Source organism: Frischella japonica (assembly GCF_014489845.1).
GTDB lineage: Bacteria > Pseudomonadota > Gammaproteobacteria > Enterobacterales > Orbaceae > Frischella > Frischella japonica.
On sequence record NZ_JABURY010000016.1, the window covers coordinates 57,122 to 75,477 of the forward strand.

19 protein-coding genes are annotated in these 18,356 nt (G+C 32.5%); 9 read left to right on the forward strand and 10 right to left on the reverse strand.

The features are described from left to right. Positions 1-798: 798 nt before the first annotated feature. The gene (locus FcAc13_RS07270; protein WP_187755550.1) at positions 799-1,614 is read right to left on the reverse strand and encodes a hypothetical protein; all 816 of its coding nucleotides are present in this window, start codon (positions 1,612-1,614) and stop codon (positions 799-801) included. A 1,006-nt stretch (positions 1,615-2,620) separates the two neighbouring features. Here FcAc13_RS07270 and FcAc13_RS07275 point away from each other — a divergent pair. The 7 genes from FcAc13_RS07275 to fucO all read left to right on the forward strand — a co-directional run bounded on the left by FcAc13_RS07275 (position 2,621) and on the right by fucO (position 9,025). Further along, positions 2,621-3,448: a helix-turn-helix domain-containing protein gene (locus tag FcAc13_RS07275; protein ID WP_187755551.1), complete on the forward strand. Its 828-nt coding sequence runs from the start codon at positions 2,621-2,623 to the stop codon at positions 3,446-3,448. A 219-nt stretch (positions 3,449-3,667) separates the two neighbouring features. Then, positions 3,668-4,138: a PTS sugar transporter subunit IIA gene (locus FcAc13_RS07280; protein WP_187755552.1), complete on the forward strand. Its 471-nt coding sequence runs from the start codon at positions 3,668-3,670 to the stop codon at positions 4,136-4,138. A 10-nt stretch (positions 4,139-4,148) separates the two neighbouring features. After that, positions 4,149-4,970: a rhamnulose-1-phosphate aldolase gene (rhaD, locus tag FcAc13_RS07285; protein ID WP_187755553.1), complete on the forward strand. Its 822-nt coding sequence runs from the start codon at positions 4,149-4,151 to the stop codon at positions 4,968-4,970. 30 nt (positions 4,971-5,000) lie between these two features. After that, positions 5,001-5,300 carry a PTS sugar transporter subunit IIB gene (locus tag FcAc13_RS07290; RefSeq protein WP_187755554.1) on the forward strand — a complete coding sequence of 100 codons (300 nt, stop codon included), beginning with the start codon at positions 5,001-5,003 and terminating at the stop codon, positions 5,298-5,300. 52 nt (positions 5,301-5,352) lie between these two features. Then, a complete protein-coding gene (locus tag FcAc13_RS07295; protein ID WP_187755555.1) occupies positions 5,353-6,771 on the forward strand; it encodes a PTS galactitol transporter subunit IIC in 1,419 nt (472 codons plus the stop codon). Further along, the gene (locus FcAc13_RS07300; protein ID WP_187755556.1) at positions 6,768-7,817 is read left to right on the forward strand and encodes a 2-hydroxyacid dehydrogenase; all 1,050 of its coding nucleotides are present in this window, start codon (positions 6,768-6,770) and stop codon (positions 7,815-7,817) included. Before FcAc13_RS07295 ends, FcAc13_RS07300 begins: the two co-directional genes overlap by 4 nt. A 53-nt stretch (positions 7,818-7,870) precedes the next feature. Further along, the gene (gene fucO / locus FcAc13_RS07305; protein ID WP_187755557.1) at positions 7,871-9,025 is read left to right on the forward strand and encodes a lactaldehyde reductase; all 1,155 of its coding nucleotides are present in this window, start codon (positions 7,871-7,873) and stop codon (positions 9,023-9,025) included. An 889-nt stretch (positions 9,026-9,914) separates the two neighbouring features. Here fucO and FcAc13_RS07310 read toward each other — a convergent pair. From FcAc13_RS07310 to FcAc13_RS07320, 3 genes are all read right to left on the reverse strand, one after another. Next, positions 9,915-10,802 carry an endonuclease/exonuclease/phosphatase family protein gene (locus FcAc13_RS07310; protein WP_187755558.1) on the reverse strand — a complete coding sequence of 296 codons (888 nt, stop codon included), beginning with the start codon at positions 10,800-10,802 and terminating at the stop codon, positions 9,915-9,917. Positions 10,803-11,622: 820 nt separating this feature from the next. Further along, positions 11,623-11,814, reverse strand: a complete 192-nt coding sequence (tatA, locus tag FcAc13_RS07315; RefSeq protein ID WP_187755559.1) for a twin-arginine translocase TatA/TatE family subunit — start codon at positions 11,812-11,814, stop codon at positions 11,623-11,625. Between the two features lie 323 nt (positions 11,815-12,137). Beyond that, complete coding sequence (locus FcAc13_RS07320) at positions 12,138-12,566, reverse strand: universal stress protein (RefSeq protein ID WP_187755560.1); 429 nt, start codon at positions 12,564-12,566, stop codon at positions 12,138-12,140. Positions 12,567-12,757: 191 nt separating this feature from the next. On the opposite strand from FcAc13_RS07320, the gene mog reads away from it, so the two are divergent. Together mog and argR are read left to right on the forward strand one after the other, a co-directional pair. Further along, positions 12,758-13,333, forward strand: a complete 576-nt coding sequence (gene mog / locus FcAc13_RS07325; protein ID WP_187755756.1) for a molybdopterin adenylyltransferase — start codon at positions 12,758-12,760, stop codon at positions 13,331-13,333. 119 nt (positions 13,334-13,452) lie between these two features. After that, the gene (gene argR / locus FcAc13_RS07330; RefSeq protein WP_187755561.1) at positions 13,453-13,923 is read left to right on the forward strand and encodes a transcriptional regulator ArgR; all 471 of its coding nucleotides are present in this window, start codon (positions 13,453-13,455) and stop codon (positions 13,921-13,923) included. Between the two features lie 21 nt (positions 13,924-13,944). Here argR and nudC read toward each other — a convergent pair whose 3' ends face one another. From nudC to murQ, 6 genes are all read right to left on the reverse strand, one after another. After that, entirely contained in the window at positions 13,945-14,739 is a 795-nt protein-coding gene (gene nudC / locus FcAc13_RS07335) for an NAD(+) diphosphatase (RefSeq protein WP_187755562.1), read from the reverse strand. A 123-nt stretch (positions 14,740-14,862) separates the two neighbouring features. After that, complete coding sequence (gene yidC / locus FcAc13_RS07340; RefSeq protein WP_187755563.1) at positions 14,863-16,488, reverse strand: membrane protein insertase YidC; 1,626 nt, start codon at positions 16,486-16,488, stop codon at positions 14,863-14,865. Further along, positions 16,478-16,795, reverse strand: coding sequence for a membrane protein insertion efficiency factor YidD (yidD, locus tag FcAc13_RS07345; RefSeq protein ID WP_187755564.1), 318 nt, complete (start codon positions 16,793-16,795; stop codon positions 16,478-16,480). Before yidD ends, yidC begins: the two co-directional genes overlap by 11 nt. Then, entirely contained in the window at positions 16,756-17,085 is a 330-nt protein-coding gene (gene rnpA, locus FcAc13_RS07350; protein WP_220679031.1) for a ribonuclease P protein component, read from the reverse strand. The genes yidD and rnpA overlap by 40 nt, the downstream gene beginning before the upstream one ends. Before the next feature lie 47 nt (positions 17,086-17,132). Continuing rightward, positions 17,133-17,273 carry a 50S ribosomal protein L34 gene (gene rpmH, locus FcAc13_RS07355; RefSeq protein WP_039105005.1) on the reverse strand — a complete coding sequence of 47 codons (141 nt, stop codon included), beginning with the start codon at positions 17,271-17,273 and terminating at the stop codon, positions 17,133-17,135. A 158-nt stretch (positions 17,274-17,431) separates the two neighbouring features. Beyond that, complete coding sequence (gene murQ, locus FcAc13_RS07360) at positions 17,432-18,352, reverse strand: N-acetylmuramic acid 6-phosphate etherase (protein WP_187755565.1); 921 nt, start codon at positions 18,350-18,352, stop codon at positions 17,432-17,434. Positions 18,353-18,356 lie beyond the last annotated feature (4 nt).

The following is an 18,356-nucleotide window of genomic DNA, read 5'->3' on the forward strand; positions in this document are numbered from 1 at the left end:
TTTGTATCACCAAAAAATTTTGTGAAATATCTTTAAATTAAAGGCTGAACATATTACTAGAAGTAATAGATGTCTTTCATATGCAAAGTAGCGCATTTTTATTCCTTGATGGAATTTGTTACCGAAGCTAAAACATTAATCCCCCCTTATGCATAAAATAGCAACTTATTTTCTTAATAATAAAAAATTAATAGCTTATTATGTTTTAGCTTTGCACAAAAAATGAAGATATTTCGTTGTGATTATGAGCGATATAACCCCAGCTGAGTTTAAATAAACCGCTAGAATCATCTCTAAATTTAGCGCTTCTTTTATTCTTATCAATAATGTTTTAAGTCTTAGATCATAATCGCATACAGCCACCTCAGTAAAAGTTTATGATATTTGATTTAACTGAGTCACTACATGCTTAATGATTGCATGATCTGCCATGATAATGCCGAGATCAGACAAACAATTGCCATTTCGCTCCTCAGCCACCACATAAACACATAACCGACTAGCTACAAACAAGGTTATACAGTTAACTTAAATAGCTCAAAAGCTTGTAAAGCGATAACATTAGCCAATAATACAAATTCTTTTATAAGTGGCGACAACCAAATAAATCTCCTATCTTGCAAGGTTTTAAAAAGGCATATTAAACATACTTAATTTAAGCACGGATAATATATCCGCATTAATCAAAAACATTGCTCAAACTGACGAAATTAACTTTAATAATTGACAGTTAATGGTTAGATAAATAATGTAACATCTATACTATAACGATAATAACTTTTAAATTGATTTCAATAATTACTCACTATATTCGGTGGTAAACATTTGTAACGCAGGCTTACTTAATTTTTGATATTTACTATATGCAGAAGCAACATTTAACCGGATATTAGCTTTTGATTCACCCTTTAACCAGCTTTCAATCATAGCATAAACGCTATAAGCTTCAGGAGCCATATTATGCCGAGTTAAAATTAACGGTGTTATACCTAAACGCGACAAAGGTGATGAAAAATATTGTTGGCTCTTGCAAGCAAAAACCGCTGCATAGCGTGATTTTTGTTGTTCTTGTTGTTCTTTTGATAAGGTATTCCAACGCCAACTATCGGGTAGTAATTTATGCCATGACAATTCCATCAAATAATTATGACCGATATAAACCACCAAATCCGCTTTACCCCCGGCCATAATTTTTTTATTATCATAAGAAAATGATTGTTGTTTATTACCCGATGAATAATCAATAAAATCACTTACTGCATCACTAATATAGTATCCATCATAAGCTTGAGCAATAAGATAGACATCTTTACTACGATGCTTATAAACGATTTCTTCTAATATTTTTGCATTGGTCGGTTTGTGGATTTTTAAAATTTGCCACTCTTTATGCTTTGCAAAATAGGTTTTAAATCCATATGCAGCCCCCCAATACAAATTATTTTGAGGATCCTGTCCATTACCTATTTTTTCAGGAACTGGAGCTATCATTTGATATTTGTTATCACATAATGCGACAACAACATGAATAACTTTTGTATTAGCAAAGCATGTTCCAGATAAAATAAAATATATAATTGATAGCATCCAAAAAAATAAATTTATTTTTTTCATTAGTAATCATTCCCTTAATAAATAGTTATAATAGCTTTATCAACTGTTAAACAATATCTTTAACAAATACTAAATATTAAACAATAGTTGATAAAATTAATCCCAAGCGTGGGGGGGCTTTTTGGTGGTGTTCCTGTTCTTAATGAAAAAGTTGATTCAGCAGCATTTATATAGGTAAGACTAAAGCTGCCTAATTACCCATTTTTACATTTTTTATTGTATTCATCTAATAGATCTTTGTTATTTTTGAAATCTTCTACCGTTTAGGTCTTTTCATTACATCATAATAAAAACATAGCCATAATCAATACTAAAACTTTTTTCATTTAAACCCCTTGCAACGTTGACTAATATTAAATGAAGATTTATTGTGTTTTATTAAAAAATCATTTACAGCTAAGCAGAGTCATTCAGATATTGTTTTCAAAGGCAACTTTGCTCGTTTATTTTTTAGTGCAATATCTTCTAATTCTTCATTAATGGCTTCCATCTATTTCAAACGAAATTTTTTCGTTTCTTTAGATTTGCTCGGAATCTTCAATTTTAGTTCTTTTTATTAATTAGCATATAATAAACATTTAATATTAAATAATATCAAGTTGATTTAGCAAATTACTTATTTCATTATTTACTTTTTCATTATCTGTTCCAATCAAAATTTTACCATTAGATTAGCTTATAAAATACCCGTATCTATAATATGTAATGTAACCTAATAGTTTTATGTTATTTTTTTTGATAGATTTTTTCAATGACTTACCAGTAGCACACTTAAATAATTGGGTTAGTTGTTACTAAAGTTTGATAGCAATATACTTGCAATTTTGGGTTTGAATCTTCTATGCGTTACAATTATTCTTCTAATGCTAAGTCGTGTTTAATTACAATAATAAGTGAATTATTTCAATCATTAATTAAAATAATAACTTTTTAGTGCTAAATTATAATGATTTTGGCAACAAACTTTTATAATATAGAACGAAGTTTTGATTTTTTATATTTAATAATGATAATAAATAATAGCTTTAACTCTTATCAAGATTTCTTTGTTTCCGAACACCAAAATATTGTTATAACATCTCGATTACCGAAAGCATATTCAATCAATTCTGAATTTAGTAAAATTACTTTAATAAAAAAAGGAATTGGTTTGCATGTTGTTAACGGCAAACCTTACCCAATTTATCCTGGAATGTTATTTTTTACTCAATCCACTGATTTACATATCTATGAACATACAGAAAATTTAGAGGCAATTAGTATTTTATACTTACCATCTTCCTATTTTGTTTTAATAAAAGGATTTGAAGCTTTAATCCCAAAACAGTTTGCCTCATTCCATATCCATCGTTTTTTAGATAAAAATAGTGTAAATACGATTGAAATGTCTTTAAATAAACTGATCGCGAGTGCAAAAAAAACTTATATTGAACAAGAGAGTCTATTTTTACGTTTTTTAGTTAATTTAAGGCATTGTAGTTATCACTATAATCAGGAAAATAGTAGCGAACGCCGTTTTTTACGGTTAATACGCTGGCTACTCTATAATTTTGACGAGAATATTAACTGGAATGCACTATCCGAACAATTTTCCGTTCCAATTCGGACTCTACATCGTTATTTAGATAAAGATATCAATCTTTCACCACAGCGTTTTGTCACAAAATTAAGATTGTTTAATGCCTATTATCAATTGTTATATACAAATGAGTCGGTCATTTCCGTTGCCATGGCAAATGGCTTTGAAGATCAATCCTATTTTGCTACCTGTTTCAAGAAAGAATTTGGCGTTTCACCTCGCACCATACAAATGTCGGGAGGTAAGCGAATATAAATTTTAACTTTGCAATATTGAACCTTTTTCATATTTTGTGAACCTCATCACTTACCTATTTAAAACTTGGACAATATAAATAAAAACTTGTCCATGAGTTTAATGAAATATTTATTCTATATATTAATCTTAATACCTAAATAAATGCTTCTTATAAAGAGTTTATAAGAATTAAAGTATTGTTTTTATTTAATAAATACTATAGGGGATTGAGATACCATGTCTATTGCAGACCAATTTTTGCACAAGTCTTTAATACAATTTAAGCAACACTATGATTGTCAGGAAGCATTTTTTTCGGAACTTAATCAAAGGTTATCTACACAAGGATATGTTGAAGAAAGTTATTTATCTAACATTATCAGCAGAGAAAATATCTATCCAACGGGTTTAGTTACTTCCACAATAAATATTGCAATTCCACATACTGACCCTCAACACATTAAAAAACCTTTTATTGATATAACGAAATTAAATTCCCCTCTGACATTTATTGAAATGGGCAGTACTGATAAAAAAGTAGATGTCACTTGGATTTTTGCACTGGGTGTCACAAATGGTGCAAATCAAGTCGAGCTATTGCAAAAACTAATGCGGCTATGTAGTCAAAAAACAACTATAAATAAACTTCAATCTTTAACTGATATTGAAGAAATTTATCAATTCTTTTCACTAAATATAGACTTATGAGGTAAATTCTATGATCAAACATAATATTGAAACAGCACCATTTATACGTGAAATGTGTGATATTACATACAAATTATGGCAAAAAGGTTGGGCTGAAAGAAATGGTGGTAATATCAGTTATTTATTAAAAGAAGAAGAAGTTGCACCATACTTGGATACATCAAAAATTATTTCGGAATCCGTTATGCCAATTCCCATTCCAGAATTAAAAAATAGAATATTTTTAGTTTCTGGGTCAGGAAAATATTTTCGTAATGCAATTACCAATCCTGCCGATACTTTAGTTATCATTAAAATATCTGATGATGGAACAAAATACCAAAAACTTTGGGGACTGATTAATGGTGGAAATCCTACGAGCGAACTTGCATCGCATCTAAAATGTCATGCAACACGATTAAGTGTTGATCCTGAACATCGTGTCATTTTCCATACCCATGCAACATCAACCATTGCTATGACATTTGTACATGATTTGGATGAATCAAAATTCACTAAAACATTATGGCAACAAATAACAGAATGTTTGATCGTCTTTCCGGATGGCGTCTCAATCGTGCCTTGGATGATTGCCGGTACAGTTGAACTTGGTTGGGAATCAGCACGTAGAATGGAATATTGTCGGGTGGTAATTTGGGCTCATCATGGAATTATGGGTGCTGGCACTAGTATGGATGATGCTTTTGGGTTGGTTGAAACTGTAGATAAAGCGGCTGATATTTATTTACAATCCGCCTCGGTTACTACGGGTATTAAACAATCTATTACAACTGAACAACTTAAAAGTTTAGCTAAAGCATTTAATGTCGTTCCCCGTGAAGGTATTTTGTAGTTGATGAATAAATAAAAAGGAAGCATGTTTATGAAAAATATTAATGTAATCTCTGTATGTGGTTCTGGAACAGTAACAAGCTCTATGGTTGCAGAGAAGGTTAAAGATATTCTTGAAGTGAATGGGTATAAGGCTAAAACAGTAGAAGTCAATCCTGGTGGGGTTGATGGTCAATTAACTTCAGGAAAATGGGATATTATTGTTCACACCAGTCCCTTAAAAGGGACTTATCAGCTTCCTTGTATAAATGCTGTTGGTTTATTAACAGGATTAGATGAAGAAGGCTTTATTGAAGAACTATTAAAAACTATTGAAAAACTCGATATTTAGTTCTGTTCAATATAACAAAGCATTTATCCGATAATATAAGGAGATAATATCTATGTTAGAGTATTTATCAAAAATTATGGGGGCTTTCGGTGCAGCTATTATTGTACCCATTGTCATATTCTTTATTGCTTTAATTATGAAAGTTAAAGTAAAAAAAGCATTTCAATCCGCATTGAATGCCGGTATCGGTTTAACCGGTTTTGGTATGCTTATCGGGGCATACACACCAGTGGTTACCCCTGTGATCAATAGAATGGTTGAAGATTCAGGTATATCATTGCGAATCTTGGATACTGGTTGGCAAGCGACAAGTGTTGTTGCTTACTCAACACAGGTTGGCATGATCTTTTTAGGATTAGGGCTTTTGTTCCAAATCATTTTATTTGTTACACGTTATACTAATATTTTCATGCCGTCAGACATGTGGAATAACTTTTCATTTATGTTGTGGGGCTCAATGCTTTATATTGCAACTGGAAATATTTATCTTGCGATTGGTTTAATGATTCTATCTAATCTATATTCGCTCGTATGTTCTGAAATTGTTGCTAAAAGATGGTCAACTTATTATGGTTATCCTGGGTGTACCATGACAGCGCCACATCATGTATGTTCTGTACCACTGGCTATTGTTGTTGATTGGATCTTAAATAAACTTGGTGCAAATAAAGTTCAGTGGAATCCGCAAACTCTTCAAGCAAAATTAGGATTTATGGGTGAACCTATATCTTTAGGTCTAGTACTAGGTTGCTTAATTGGTTTAGCTGGCAATTTTACGCGTTTAGATACAATTGAAGCTTGGGGTGAAATGCTTAAAGTTGGAGTAGCAACGGCTGCCGTGATGTGTATTTTTCCGAAAATTGCTGGGGTATTTGCATCCGCTTTCACTACCATAACTGATTCATCAAGAAAAACTGCCAAGAAAGGAAGTAAAGATCGCGTTTGGTTCTTAGCAATTAATGATGCTGCTGGTTATGGTGAGTCAGCAACATTACTCACAGGTATGTTGTTAATTCCTATCATTTTTATTTTAGCTATCATTTTACCGGGTAATGAAACATTACCAATGGTTGACTTAATTGCAATTCCTTACATGATTGAATTGATTATTGCGATCAGTAATGGGAATATTTTCAAATCGCTAATATCTGGAACAATTTGGTGTGTCGGTGGCCTTTACATCATTACCAACGTAGCCCCAGTATTTACTTCTGTAGCGCAAGATGTTGGCGTGATATTACCGGCCGGTGCTATGTTAATTTGTAGCTTTGCTGTTATGACCAATCACTTAATGGGTGGATTATTTATTATCTTTTTAACCCAAAACCCTGTCTATATTGCCTTAAGTGTTATTGTCTACATCGTATTTTATCTGTTTGTCCGCTTTAAGAGAGAGGCGATACATGATTATTTAGAAAGACAAGCTTTGGGCATTAATAATAAAGAAGAACTAGTAGGAGAATCACAATGAAAATAGTTGTTATAGGCGACGCATTAGTAAGCTCGGCAACGCTAGTTGATGCTGCGAAACAGATTCAGTTTCCAGGAAGTGATGAACAAATAGAATTTAAAATATTTGAATGGTTTTCAGATTTGAAAAAAGAACAGTTTCAAGAAAAAATTCTTGAAATTGAAAAAAATGGCCCAGAATGTGTTCCAATTCCAGATGGTGTAAATGAAGCAATGGTAGATGCCGATTATTTGTTGGTACACATTGCTCCCGTGTCGAAATCCATGATTGAGTCTGCTAATAAACTCAAGTTGATCGGCACTTGCCGCGGCGGTTTAGAACATATAGCTCTTGATAGTGTCAGAGCGAAAAAAATTACGTTAATACATGTTATCAGAAATGCGGAACCCGTCGCAGATTTCACCATAGGTTTAATGTATGCTGAAACTAGAAATATTGCTCGTGCTCATTATGAAATTAAACATGGTCAATGGCGAAAAAGTTTTTCAAATGATCCTTATAAAACAATATTAACCAATCATACTGTTGGGCTTGTTGGGCTTGGGTATATTGGTAAATTAGTTGCCAAAAGATTAAATGCTTTAGGTGTTAAAGTTATTGCTTTCGATCCTTTTGTTGATAAATCTAAAATCGCCAAAGAAGGTATAAATGTTGAATTTTTGGAATTTGATCAAGTTATTAAGCAAGCGGATATTTTATCACTACATATGCGATTATCGCCAGAAACTGAAAACATGATTAATAAAGATGTTATTAATAAAATGAAACCAAATAGCTATATTATTAATACTGCACGGGCTGGCGTATTAAATAAAGCCGATCTTATTGAGGCATTACAAAACAAAACAATTGCCGGAGCAGCTTTAGATGTAAGTTGGGTTGAACCGATTGAACACGGAGATCCACTACTCGATTTAGATAATATTACACTTACAACGCATATTGCTGGCGATACGATAGATGCGATTCCAAAAGCACCATACCTACTTAAGAACGTCCTAAATGATTATTTCCAAGTAGGCTTTAGTGATATGTTAATTAAATAGCTTAATAAAGGGCTTTTTATTTAAGTCAACAATAATTATTATATGGAGAACATATGATGTACAGAATGATTCTTAATGAAACATCGTACTTTGGTGCAGGTTCAATTAGTCATATAGTCGATGAAATTAAAAAACGTGGTTTTAAAAAAGCTTTAGTTGTCACAGATAAAGATTTAATAAAATTTAACGTTGCCACCAAAGTCACTAAATTATTAGATGACAATGAATTTAGTTATCAAATTTTTGATGAAGTCATACCAAATCCAACGATCGGCATTGTCCAAAAAGGTGTTGAAATATTTAAACAATCCGGTGCTGATTATCTTATTGCTATTGGTGGAGGTTCACCACAAGATACGGCAAAAGCAATAGGTATTATCATAAATAATCCAGAATTTGCTGATGTTCGTAGTCTCGAAGGAGTTGCACCAACCAAAAAGCCAGCCGTACCGACCATCGCAATACCAACCACTGCAGGTACTGCTGCGGAAGTAACAATCAATTATGTTATTACTGATGAAGAGAAGAAACGTAAATTTGTATGTGTTGATCCGCACGATATTCCGGTTGTGGCAATCATTGATTCAGATATGATGACCAGTATGCCTGCCAGCTTAAAAGCGGCTACTGGGGTAGATGCTCTCACCCATGCCATCGAAGGTTATATAACTAAAGGTGCTTGGGAGTTATCAGATATGTTTCACCTAAAAGCGATCGAAGTAATTTCAAGATCTTTGCGTGATTCAGTTAAAGGAATTGCCAAAGGTTGTGAAGATATGGCACTAGGTCAATATATTGCCGGTATGGGCTTTTCAAATGTTGGTTTAGGATTGGTTCATGGTATGGCCCATCCTCTCGGTGCCTTCTATGGCACACCGCATGGTGTAGCAAATGCTGTGCTATTACCACATATTATGGCTTATAATGCTGATTTTACCGCAGACAAATATCGTGCTATTGCTGAAGCGATGGGAGTTCATGGAACAAAAGATATGACGACAGAGCAAGCGAGAGAAGCAGCCATCAATGCAGTGAAACAACTTAATTTAGATGTTGGCATTCCAGCTTCATTAAAAGAAATTGGAGTAAAATTAGAAGATATACCTAGTTTAGCGCAAGCTGCGTTTGATGATGTCTGTACCGGTGGTAATCCACGTGATACCAATGTGAAGGAAATTGAGCAATTATATTATTCAATTTATGAATAATATTTTTTCCACTTAATTCCAATGAAATAGGTTAGATGAAATAATTCTAACCTATTTATTTAATAATATAATTTCCTTTAGTCATTGGTTATTTAGAACAATCATCGCTTAATATTCTTATTTTTGATATTGAGTGTCAAAGCTACATTCATTGACAGGTTCTTGAAAATGATTAATAGTATCTTTCAAGACCTATATTACTAAATAATTTTGACTACAGGCTGTCATGCTTTTTGCTAAATTTTATAAGATTACCATATAGTGAGCGCTATAGTAGATAAATATGAAAACCAAGCGTAACAATTATTGTTTTAAATATAGATACCCTGCCTAATCCTTATGCCAGTTATAAGCTATTATTGAACTCATAATTAAAGAATAGGTATTAAAACCAATAAAATTAAAAACTAATTTCTTAACCATCATTCTAATACTTTTATTTTTGCTATAGCAGGAATTTAATTTTTCATTAAGGCTTATGTAATTTATTTCATTCCACTTTTTGCCCTCATTTGCAATAACTCATTTTTAATAGACCAAATTTGATTAAAACTTATAAAAAAGTGATAAAGATCAACATTAAAATTACTCTCAGGCTATATTCTTGTAGCGACATTTTGTTATTTAACTAAATTCCAATCTTTTCAAATTTTTTAATAACGCTATTACTTTTAACAAAATTTAAATCGTCCTTTCATACGCTGCATCCACTTAACATTAACTATATCTTTTAGAAAATAGTCCTAGGTTAGGATAATAAGATATATTGTTTTTATAATTGCAATCTACATCGCAATTGGGATTTTGCTTTTAAATAAAATTTTAATTTTCAAACAATAATAAAAAAGCGATGTTACAACAACATCGCTTTTTACTATTTCACTTTCTGTTATTTATTATTTATTTTCATCTGTACAGGATAATGATCTGAATAATTATCTGTAAATTCATCTTTAAGAACCATTACGTCAATGACATCTTTTTCGAGTGAAGGGGAAACATAAATATAATCATAACGTAATGGAGTTGAAGCTTGGTCATAAAATACTTTAGTTGGTGCCGTTGCAATAAATTCGCGATTTTTTAATTTCAGTGCATCAATGAAACCTGCATCTAAAAGGTTTTGCTGAACCGTATAACTTAATTTACCATTAACTAAATTTTCTAAAATTGGTCTATTTTTCTCTTTTTCCTTGATATCATTTAATAGATGACTTTTATCATAAGCTTCCTTATCAGCGGGTGAGAAGGAATTTAAATCTCCAGCAATGATCCATTTACCATTTGGATCACGACTATATTTTATTGAATCAATAATTAAATTCATTTCATCAATTCTTTTTGCAGTCCAAAACGGGTTCATGTGCGTGACAACAAAATGATAATCACCAATATCAGCAAATAACGCACCATGCCATAAATTATCTACAACTTTATTAACATTAACGATAGGATATTTAGATGTAATCGCAACAGGAAAGAAAGCGGCATCATCCGGTGACTCTTTTAAGAGTACAGCATATTTATGTCCATAACTTGCGGCAAATGTTTCTAATTTCTCACGTGTAAAAAAATTCATTTCTTGCCAAGCAATAATATCAGCATCTTGGATTTTGGCCCAATCAATAAATTTCTGTTTACCTTCTGACTCATCTAACTTCATACCATTATAAACATTATAACTAATGATTTTTAAAACTTTTGTTTCTTCCAGCGAAGCAAAAGCTGATGCACTGAGAATAATGCTACTAATAATAGCTAACAACTTTAATTTCATTTTATTCCCCTTCATAATTAAACCTAAAATAAATATTAAAGAGTTTCGATATTAAGCAAAACATTTTTTATGATTTATGTGATATCGATCAATTATTTTATTAAAAAATTCAAACTATTGAATTCAATTATATCCTATCCACATCATTACCTTTAGTAAAATGGTAATATATTATTTTAATTAACGGGTTAGCTCATTAGAATGTCACGCATCAGTTATAATGATACAGACGAGTTTAAGAGATAAGACTATTTCGATTAATCTTATGTTCTTTTTTATAAGAATCAAAAATGCGGCTTAAAATTCCTTAATATAATTTATTAATTTACAAAAAGATTGAACTATATCCTAGAGAGCTTTTTTGAGATCGTTTATTGCTATTTGAAAAGGTAAATCAAAATTTCTTATGTACATCACCCAAATATTGATGATTTTTCAAAAGTTTCATACGGTGTTTACCGCTTATCATTTTCGAAAATATTAGTACCCTTTGATAAACAAGCTTATGCCAATCGATAAGATATCTTTCCATGAATTGACAGTTTTTTACATTGCATCGTGCAAACGAAAATTTTAATAGTGATATTTGTTTGGTAAGAGATGTGACCGTTTTCATTTAAACGTTACATCTCTTATCAATCAAAATTAATGATAAATTTTGTGACACATTAGATAAAGCTTCATATGCAATAATCCAAGCTGATAAGCGAATATATCAAAATCTTATTTAAAATCGTAACAAGATAAATAAATCATTAAAGTCATTTGACGAGTAATTTCAGAAGATTAAGATATCAGTAGTGTTATATCTGTTAAGATTTTATCCATTGTGATCATTTTTATTAGCAAAATCATCTTTAACTAAATCTGTTTTTTTATTATCATCCGCTAATTCTTTTTTAAAACCTTTTATTGCTGCGCCTAGATCTGAACCAAGTGTTCGTAAACGATTGGTACCCAGTACTAACACAGCGATTGCTAATAAAATTAACAGTTTTGGCCAACTAATCATAATATATAAACCTTATTTATTGAAGTTAAGACAATATTGAAGAAAAATTAAATGATAGCTTATCGAAAAATAGATAATACCTAATATAAGGATAATATAATATTCTTGAAGTGATGTAATCGCTATCATCTTTCTAACTTTTACATAAACTTGAAAAATCTTTAATAATTAAACAATAATTAATGGAATTTACTTCATAATTGTTTGTTAATTACGGTTAACATTAGCATAATCCCTGCTATCATAAAAAACTTTAAATCTATTGATAATAGGCGATATAACTCGCACAATATTTTGGTACGAGTTATCTAAAAAAGAAATGATTACCGAATAACTAATACTGACATTTTGGCATGTCTAACAATACCTGCAGCATTGGAACCCAATAGATGATTTGAAATATTCGGTCGTCTTGAACCAATTATAATTAAATCTGGCTGGATTTCCTCGGCTATAGTGAGAATTTCATCTCTAGGATTACCAAATGCTAAGGAATAAGAAAGAGTCTCTTTAGGTAAATCAATTTCATGGATTAACTTTTTAAGCCAATTTTCTGCTTGCACGGTAGCCTGATCTTTGAACTCATCCATACCAAATGAATAAGCATTAATAATAGCGGAAGAAATCGGCAGTACATGGAAAAACTTAACATTAGCATTAGATAATTTTGCTAAATATTCGACATGGGGAATAACTTTTTGTGTTAAATCTTTTTCAATTATATCAACTGGAACAAGGATAGAGTTATACATGAGTTTCTCCCTATTTAAAATTTAATTTAAAAAAATTCTCACAAATGCAGTATATATCAAATTCAATGGCTTGAATATTCATGTTAAATTGATTCGGTCAATATTATTAAAAGTATTTACTAATAATGTTTTAATACGGTTTAGTTAAAATAATTATATAATATGTTAAATCTAAAACAATAATAGGAACCATCATGATATTAAAAATTGGTCTAGTCTCTATTTCTGATCGCGCCTCAACAGGCATTTATGAAGATAAGGGTATTCCCACCTTAAATGAATGGATAGACAAAGCATTAAAAGATGATTTTACTGTGGAAAAGCGTTTAATTGCTGATGAACAAGCTATTATTGAACAAACATTAATAGAACTTGTTGATGATTGTCATTGTCATCTCATTTTAACCACCGGGGGCACTGGTCCAGCCAAACGTGATGTTACCCCAGAGGCCACAATTGCCGTAGCCGATAAAATTATGCCTGGTTTTGGTGAACAAATGCGACAGATCAGTTTATATTTTGTACCTACTGCTATTTTATCTCGTCAAGTGGCAGTTATTCGCCACCAAAGTTTAATTATCAATCTTCCTGGTCAACCAAAGGCGATTAGAGAAATACTTGAAGGCATCAAAGACGAACAAGGTAAGCAAATTGTTGCTGGTATTTTTGCTAGTGTACCTTATTGTATACAATTGCTTGATGGTCCGTATTTTGACACACATGAACATATAGTAAAATCTTTTCGACCTAAAAATGCTATTCAATAATGCCTACATAAATTATGACTATTTTATCTAACCCATTATTTAAAGATTTTAATTTATGCAAAATTAATGCATAATTATTGCATAAATAATTAGTTTAATTTTAATAAGGCCCGTGGCTAATGTCAGTACGTAATAAACAAGATGAACTTTGTAAAGTATTTAGAGAAATGCTGAAACAAGAAAAATTCAGTTCGCAAATTGAAATAGTTCAAGCATTACAAGAGCAAGGTTTTGATAGTATAAATCAGTCTAAAGTTTCCCGCATGTTAACAAAATTTGGCGCCGTAAGAACACGTAATGCAAAAATGGAGATGGTGTACTGTTTACCGGCAGAAATCAGTGTACCAACTACATCAAGTCCACTAAAAAATCTTGTATTAGATATTGATTATAACCACGCTATGGTAGTTATCCGAACCAGCCCTGGCGCAGCGCAACTTATTGCACGTTTATTGGATTCGATTGGAAAATCAGAAGGAATTTTAGGATCTATTGCTGGTGACGATACTATTTTCAGTACCCCAACAAATGGTTTTACAGTAAAAAAACTGTATAAAATCATTTTAGAATTATTTGAGCAAGAACTTTAATTTATCTTGCTCAATCTTTCGTTACTTGTCATGCTCTTCGTATTGACGACAAAGTACAATGGTATCTTCAATTAAACGTCTAGCAACAGTACCATATTCTGGTATTTTAGGTAGCTGACTATAGTGATACCAATCTGCTGTAACTAATTCATTAGAATCAATATTGATCTCGCCATAATCGTAATCTGCCATAAAAGCCAACATCATCGAATTAGGAAATGGCCATGGTTGCGATGTAACATAACGAATATTTTTAATATGAAGCTGTGATTCTTCATAAACTTCCCGCTCTACAGCTTGTTCGATTGTCTCACCGACTTCAACAAATCCTGCCAATACAGTGAAGAGATTATCCTGATTATGCCGAGTATGTTTTGCCAACAGAATTTTATCATTATTACGTATAGCAACAATTATTGACGGTGAAATTTGGGGATAATAGCGTTGCTGACAATTAGAACATAAACAACACCATTCCGTTTTACTTAAATACATTTCATGACCACAACACCCACAAAATTTGTGTGAACTGAAAAATTCGGCAAGTTGTACCGCTCTTCCAGCCAATAAAAATAACGTTTGATCTGAACTACTCAGTAATGTGCGAATCGAGCTCATATTCTGTGGCATATTTTGGCAAACTAACCATGCCGATTGACCTTGCCATTCACCAATTGCTAATGCTTTTTTATTAGTTAATCCAAACTGACTAGCTAGCCCCATTGGAACTTCGCCATTAGGTAGCCATAGACGTCCATAATGACTAATAAACCAGTAACCTTGCTCTTTCCCTGTTAATTCAAATTGTGGTTGCATGACATTTATTATCTCTTATATTTATTATGGTTAACATAACCTACATTATTTTTCGGTAGGTTATAAATGATAAGACTAAATCACTAAAAATTAAGGCAGAATTCACTCTGCCTTAAATATTTACTATTTTTTCTTTCTCTCATGAAGCCCTTTCTTTTCGAGCTCCCAGTAAATGATCCTTTGTTGTACGATTGTAAATAAATTACTCACAATATAGTATACAACTAATCCGGACGGGAACCATAAGAAAAACACTGTAAAAATAACCGGCATAAACGTCATTATTTTCTGCTGCATTGGATCCGTTACCGTTGTCGGTGACATTTTTTGGATTAAATACATAGTCAATCCCATAATTAATGGCAGAATATAATAAGGATCTTGTGCCGATAAATCATTAATCCATAACATAAATGGTGCATGACGTAATTCTACCGTATTACCTAACATATAAAATAAAGATAAGAAAATTGGCATTTGAATGATAACAGGCAAACAACCACCTAATGGGTTCACTTTTTCTTGACGATAAAGCTCCATTGTTTCCTGCCCGACTTTTTTATGGTCATCGCCATAACGTTCCTTCAAGGCTTGTAAACGTGGTTGTAATAACTTCATTTTTGCTAATGAACGATATTGCGTACGTGTTAATGGGAATAAAATACCACGCACAATAAACGTAATAATAATAATTGCAACACCCCAGTTAGAAACAAATCCTTGAATAAGTTTTAACAAATGGAATAGCGGTTGCGATAAAAACCATAACCACCCATAATCAACGATTAAATCTAAATGTTGCGCGGTTTGTTGAAGTTCGTTCTGTAATTCAGGACCTAGCCATAATTTCGCTTTTATGGTTTGCTGAGCGCCACTAGCTATAGTGGTATATTCCCCTCTAAAACCAACAGTCGCTTGCGTATTATTATTTGTTGCTCGTGTATAAAGTAGATTTTCTTGATCTTGGGTTGGGATCCAAGCAGAAGCAAAATAGTGTTGTAACATCGCAATCCAACCGGTTTGCGTTTTGATTGATAAGTTTTCATCTTTGATATCATCAAAACTATATTTGCTGTAATTTGTGCTTGAGCTAGAGTAAGCTGCTCCACGGAAAACACTTAGCCCTAAACCACTGCCACCTTCAGATACTGCATCATGTGGTAAGTCTATGGTTTGCTTCAATTGACCATACATAGCTACTTCAATCGGTGCCGCACTTTGATTGTTAATTTCATAACTCACATCAATGGCATAATCGCCGCGTTTTAAAGTATATACTTTGGTATATGTGATGCCATCTTTAACGTAAGTTAGTGGAACACGCAATTCATTTTGTCCATCAGCTAATACATATTCATCTTGCTGAGTTTGATAAAGCGGTCGTGAAGCTTTATTTGCATTATCAGGACCATCATTACCAGTTAAACCACTTTCAGCGATATAAACAAAATCCGGTTTTGCTGTTAGTAACTGGAATGGTGTATGAGAATCGAGAGATTGATCATACTTTAACAATTCGGCTGATTGCACATCACCGCCATAAGTATTAACTTTTAAAGACAGTACATCAGATTTAATAGTAATGCTTTTAGCGGTCGTATTCACTGAAACTGAATCATTGTTTATTATTTGTTCGGTTAATTGATTTTCTATTTTTGGCTTTGGCGCATGATCCCGCTCCCAAGCTTGCCAAATTAAAAAAGAAACAGTGAGGAATGCAATAAGTAAAATATTACGTTTAGCTGCCATTAGTTTTTTTCTCTATCATGTTCGATTTAGGTGGAACTGGATCTTCGCCACCATCATTTAAAGGATGACATTTTAATACACGTTTCAAAGTTAGCCAACTTCCTTTTACCAATCCAAAACGTTTAAATGCAATAATAGCATATTGAGAACATGTTGGAGTAAAGCGACAATGTGGTCCGAGTAACGGACTGATAAAATGCTGATAACAACGAATAAGTATTATAAAGCAATTTGCTAAGCATAAATTAATTTGCGATAAAATAAAACTCAGCTTTTGTTTTGTTGAATGGAAAGGAGACGTTGCCATAATTTATCTAATATCGTTCGAATTTCTTTATTATCTAACGCTACAGCAGCAGTTCGAGCCATAACCACAATGTCAACAGCAGGAATTTGTTTTTGTTTCAATCGAAAATCTTCCCTAACCACTCTTTTTAAACGATTTCGTTCATGAGCTCGTTTAACTTGTTTTTTTGCAATAGCAAAACCTAACCGAGGGTGATCAATATCATTTTTTCTAAACACAAAAGTGATATAAGGGGAGCCAACTCTTAGTGATTGACTAAAAACATGGTTAAAATGGTTGGGAGTTAACAAACGTAACTCCCGTTCAAAGGAGAGTTGATTAATCACTCAACTTTATATTAGCTTGATACTGTTAAACGAGCGCGACCTTTAGCGCGACGACGAGCTAATACTTGGCGACCATTTTTAGTAGCCATACGAGCACGAAAACCATGAGTACGGTTACGTTTTAAAACTGATGGTTGAAATGTACGTTTCATGATGATTTATACCTAAATCTAATTTTATTAAATTGGCAGATGTAAAATCCACCCTAATTACCTAAAAGAGGTCGGAATTATAGAGATAAATTAGCTAATAGTCAATGCACTTTATCGCTTTTGCTGAGATATTCAATGAAATTATCTGGTCAAATCGATTAAGATATTGACTCATTTTTATTTGCCAAAACATTCACGACTTTCCCATTATGCCTATCTAATAATAATTTCGCATTGCATGCATCGAGATCCATTAAGAGCATAATAATTGCCGTTTTGCAATGTCGCTTACATTGTTCTAAGGCTTTAATCGCTTGCTCACGTGAACAATCGGTTGCTTGCATCACAATATTGATTTGTCTTTCAACCAATTTGGCATTAGTTGCTTCAACATCAACCATTAAATTACCAAAAACTTTACCGATTTTGATCATACTCGCTGTCGTTAACATATTAAGAACCATCTTTTGTGCTGTACCGGCTTTCATTCGTGATGAACCTGTAATAACTTCAGCACCTACCACTGGTGTAATAGCAATATCAGCTAAAGAAATCATTTGAGCATTGGGATTACAGCAAAGGCTGATTACCATTGCTCCTTGTTTTTTTGCGTATTTCATTGCACCAATTACGTATGGCGTTCTGCCACTAGCAGCAATACCAACTAAAATATCATTATTACTAAAATTAATCGATTGCAGATCAGCTTGGCCTTGTTCTGGTTTATCTTCAATGTTTTCAACTGCCTTAAACACAGCCGATGCCCCCCCGGCAATAATTCCGATCACTTGTTCAGGTGAAGTACCATAAGTAGGAGGACACTCACTTGCATCTAAAATACCTAAACGACCTGAAGTACCTGCACCGATATAGATAAGTCGACCATGTTTGGCAAAGGTTGCCACAATATGTTCAACCGCTTGAGCAATATACGGTAAGACTTTTTCAACTGCTAAGGCCACTGTTTTATCTTCATTATTAATCACTTTTAAGATATCAAGTGTTGCAAGTTGATCAATATTTTGGCTAACTGAATTACAACTTTCCGTTACCATTTTGGATAAATCTAAATATGGCATAAAA

Coding starts and splice junctions, on each gene's coding strand:
- FcAc13_RS07275 (WP_187755551.1), top strand. CDS start 2,621: ATGATAATAAATAATAGCTTTAACTCTTATCAAGATTTCTTTGTTTCC.
- FcAc13_RS07295 (WP_187755555.1), top strand. CDS start 5,353: ATGTTAGAGTATTTATCAAAAATTATGGGGGCTTTCGGTGCAGCTATT.
- FcAc13_RS07300 (WP_187755556.1), top strand. CDS start 6,768: ATGAAAATAGTTGTTATAGGCGACGCATTAGTAAGCTCGGCAACGCTA.
- FcAc13_RS07270 (WP_187755550.1), bottom strand. CDS start 1,614: ATGAAAAAAATAAATTTATTTTTTTGGATGCTATCAATTATATATTTT.
- argR (WP_187755561.1), top strand. CDS start 13,453: ATGTCAGTACGTAATAAACAAGATGAACTTTGTAAAGTATTTAGAGAA.
- murQ (WP_187755565.1), bottom strand. CDS start 18,352: ATGCCATATTTAGATTTATCCAAAATGGTAACGGAAAGTTGTAATTCA.
- fucO (WP_187755557.1), top strand. CDS start 7,871: ATGATGTACAGAATGATTCTTAATGAAACATCGTACTTTGGTGCAGGT.
- nudC (WP_187755562.1), bottom strand. CDS start 14,739: ATGCAACCACAATTTGAATTAACAGGGAAAGAGCAAGGTTACTGGTTT.
- yidD (WP_187755564.1), bottom strand. CDS start 16,795: ATGGCAACGTCTCCTTTCCATTCAACAAAACAAAAGCTGAGTTTTATT.
- FcAc13_RS07320 (WP_187755560.1), bottom strand. CDS start 12,566: ATGTATAACTCTATCCTTGTTCCAGTTGATATAATTGAAAAAGATTTA.
- FcAc13_RS07280 (WP_187755552.1), top strand. CDS start 3,668: ATGTCTATTGCAGACCAATTTTTGCACAAGTCTTTAATACAATTTAAG.
- rhaD (WP_187755553.1), top strand. CDS start 4,149: ATGATCAAACATAATATTGAAACAGCACCATTTATACGTGAAATGTGT.
- FcAc13_RS07290 (WP_187755554.1), top strand. CDS start 5,001: ATGAAAAATATTAATGTAATCTCTGTATGTGGTTCTGGAACAGTAACA.
- yidC (WP_187755563.1), bottom strand. CDS start 16,488: ATGGCAGCTAAACGTAATATTTTACTTATTGCATTCCTCACTGTTTCT.
- rpmH (WP_039105005.1), bottom strand. CDS start 17,273: ATGAAACGTACATTTCAACCATCAGTTTTAAAACGTAACCGTACTCAT.
- tatA (WP_187755559.1), bottom strand. CDS start 11,814: ATGATTAGTTGGCCAAAACTGTTAATTTTATTAGCAATCGCTGTGTTA.
- FcAc13_RS07310 (WP_187755558.1), bottom strand. CDS start 10,802: ATGAAATTAAAGTTGTTAGCTATTATTAGTAGCATTATTCTCAGTGCA.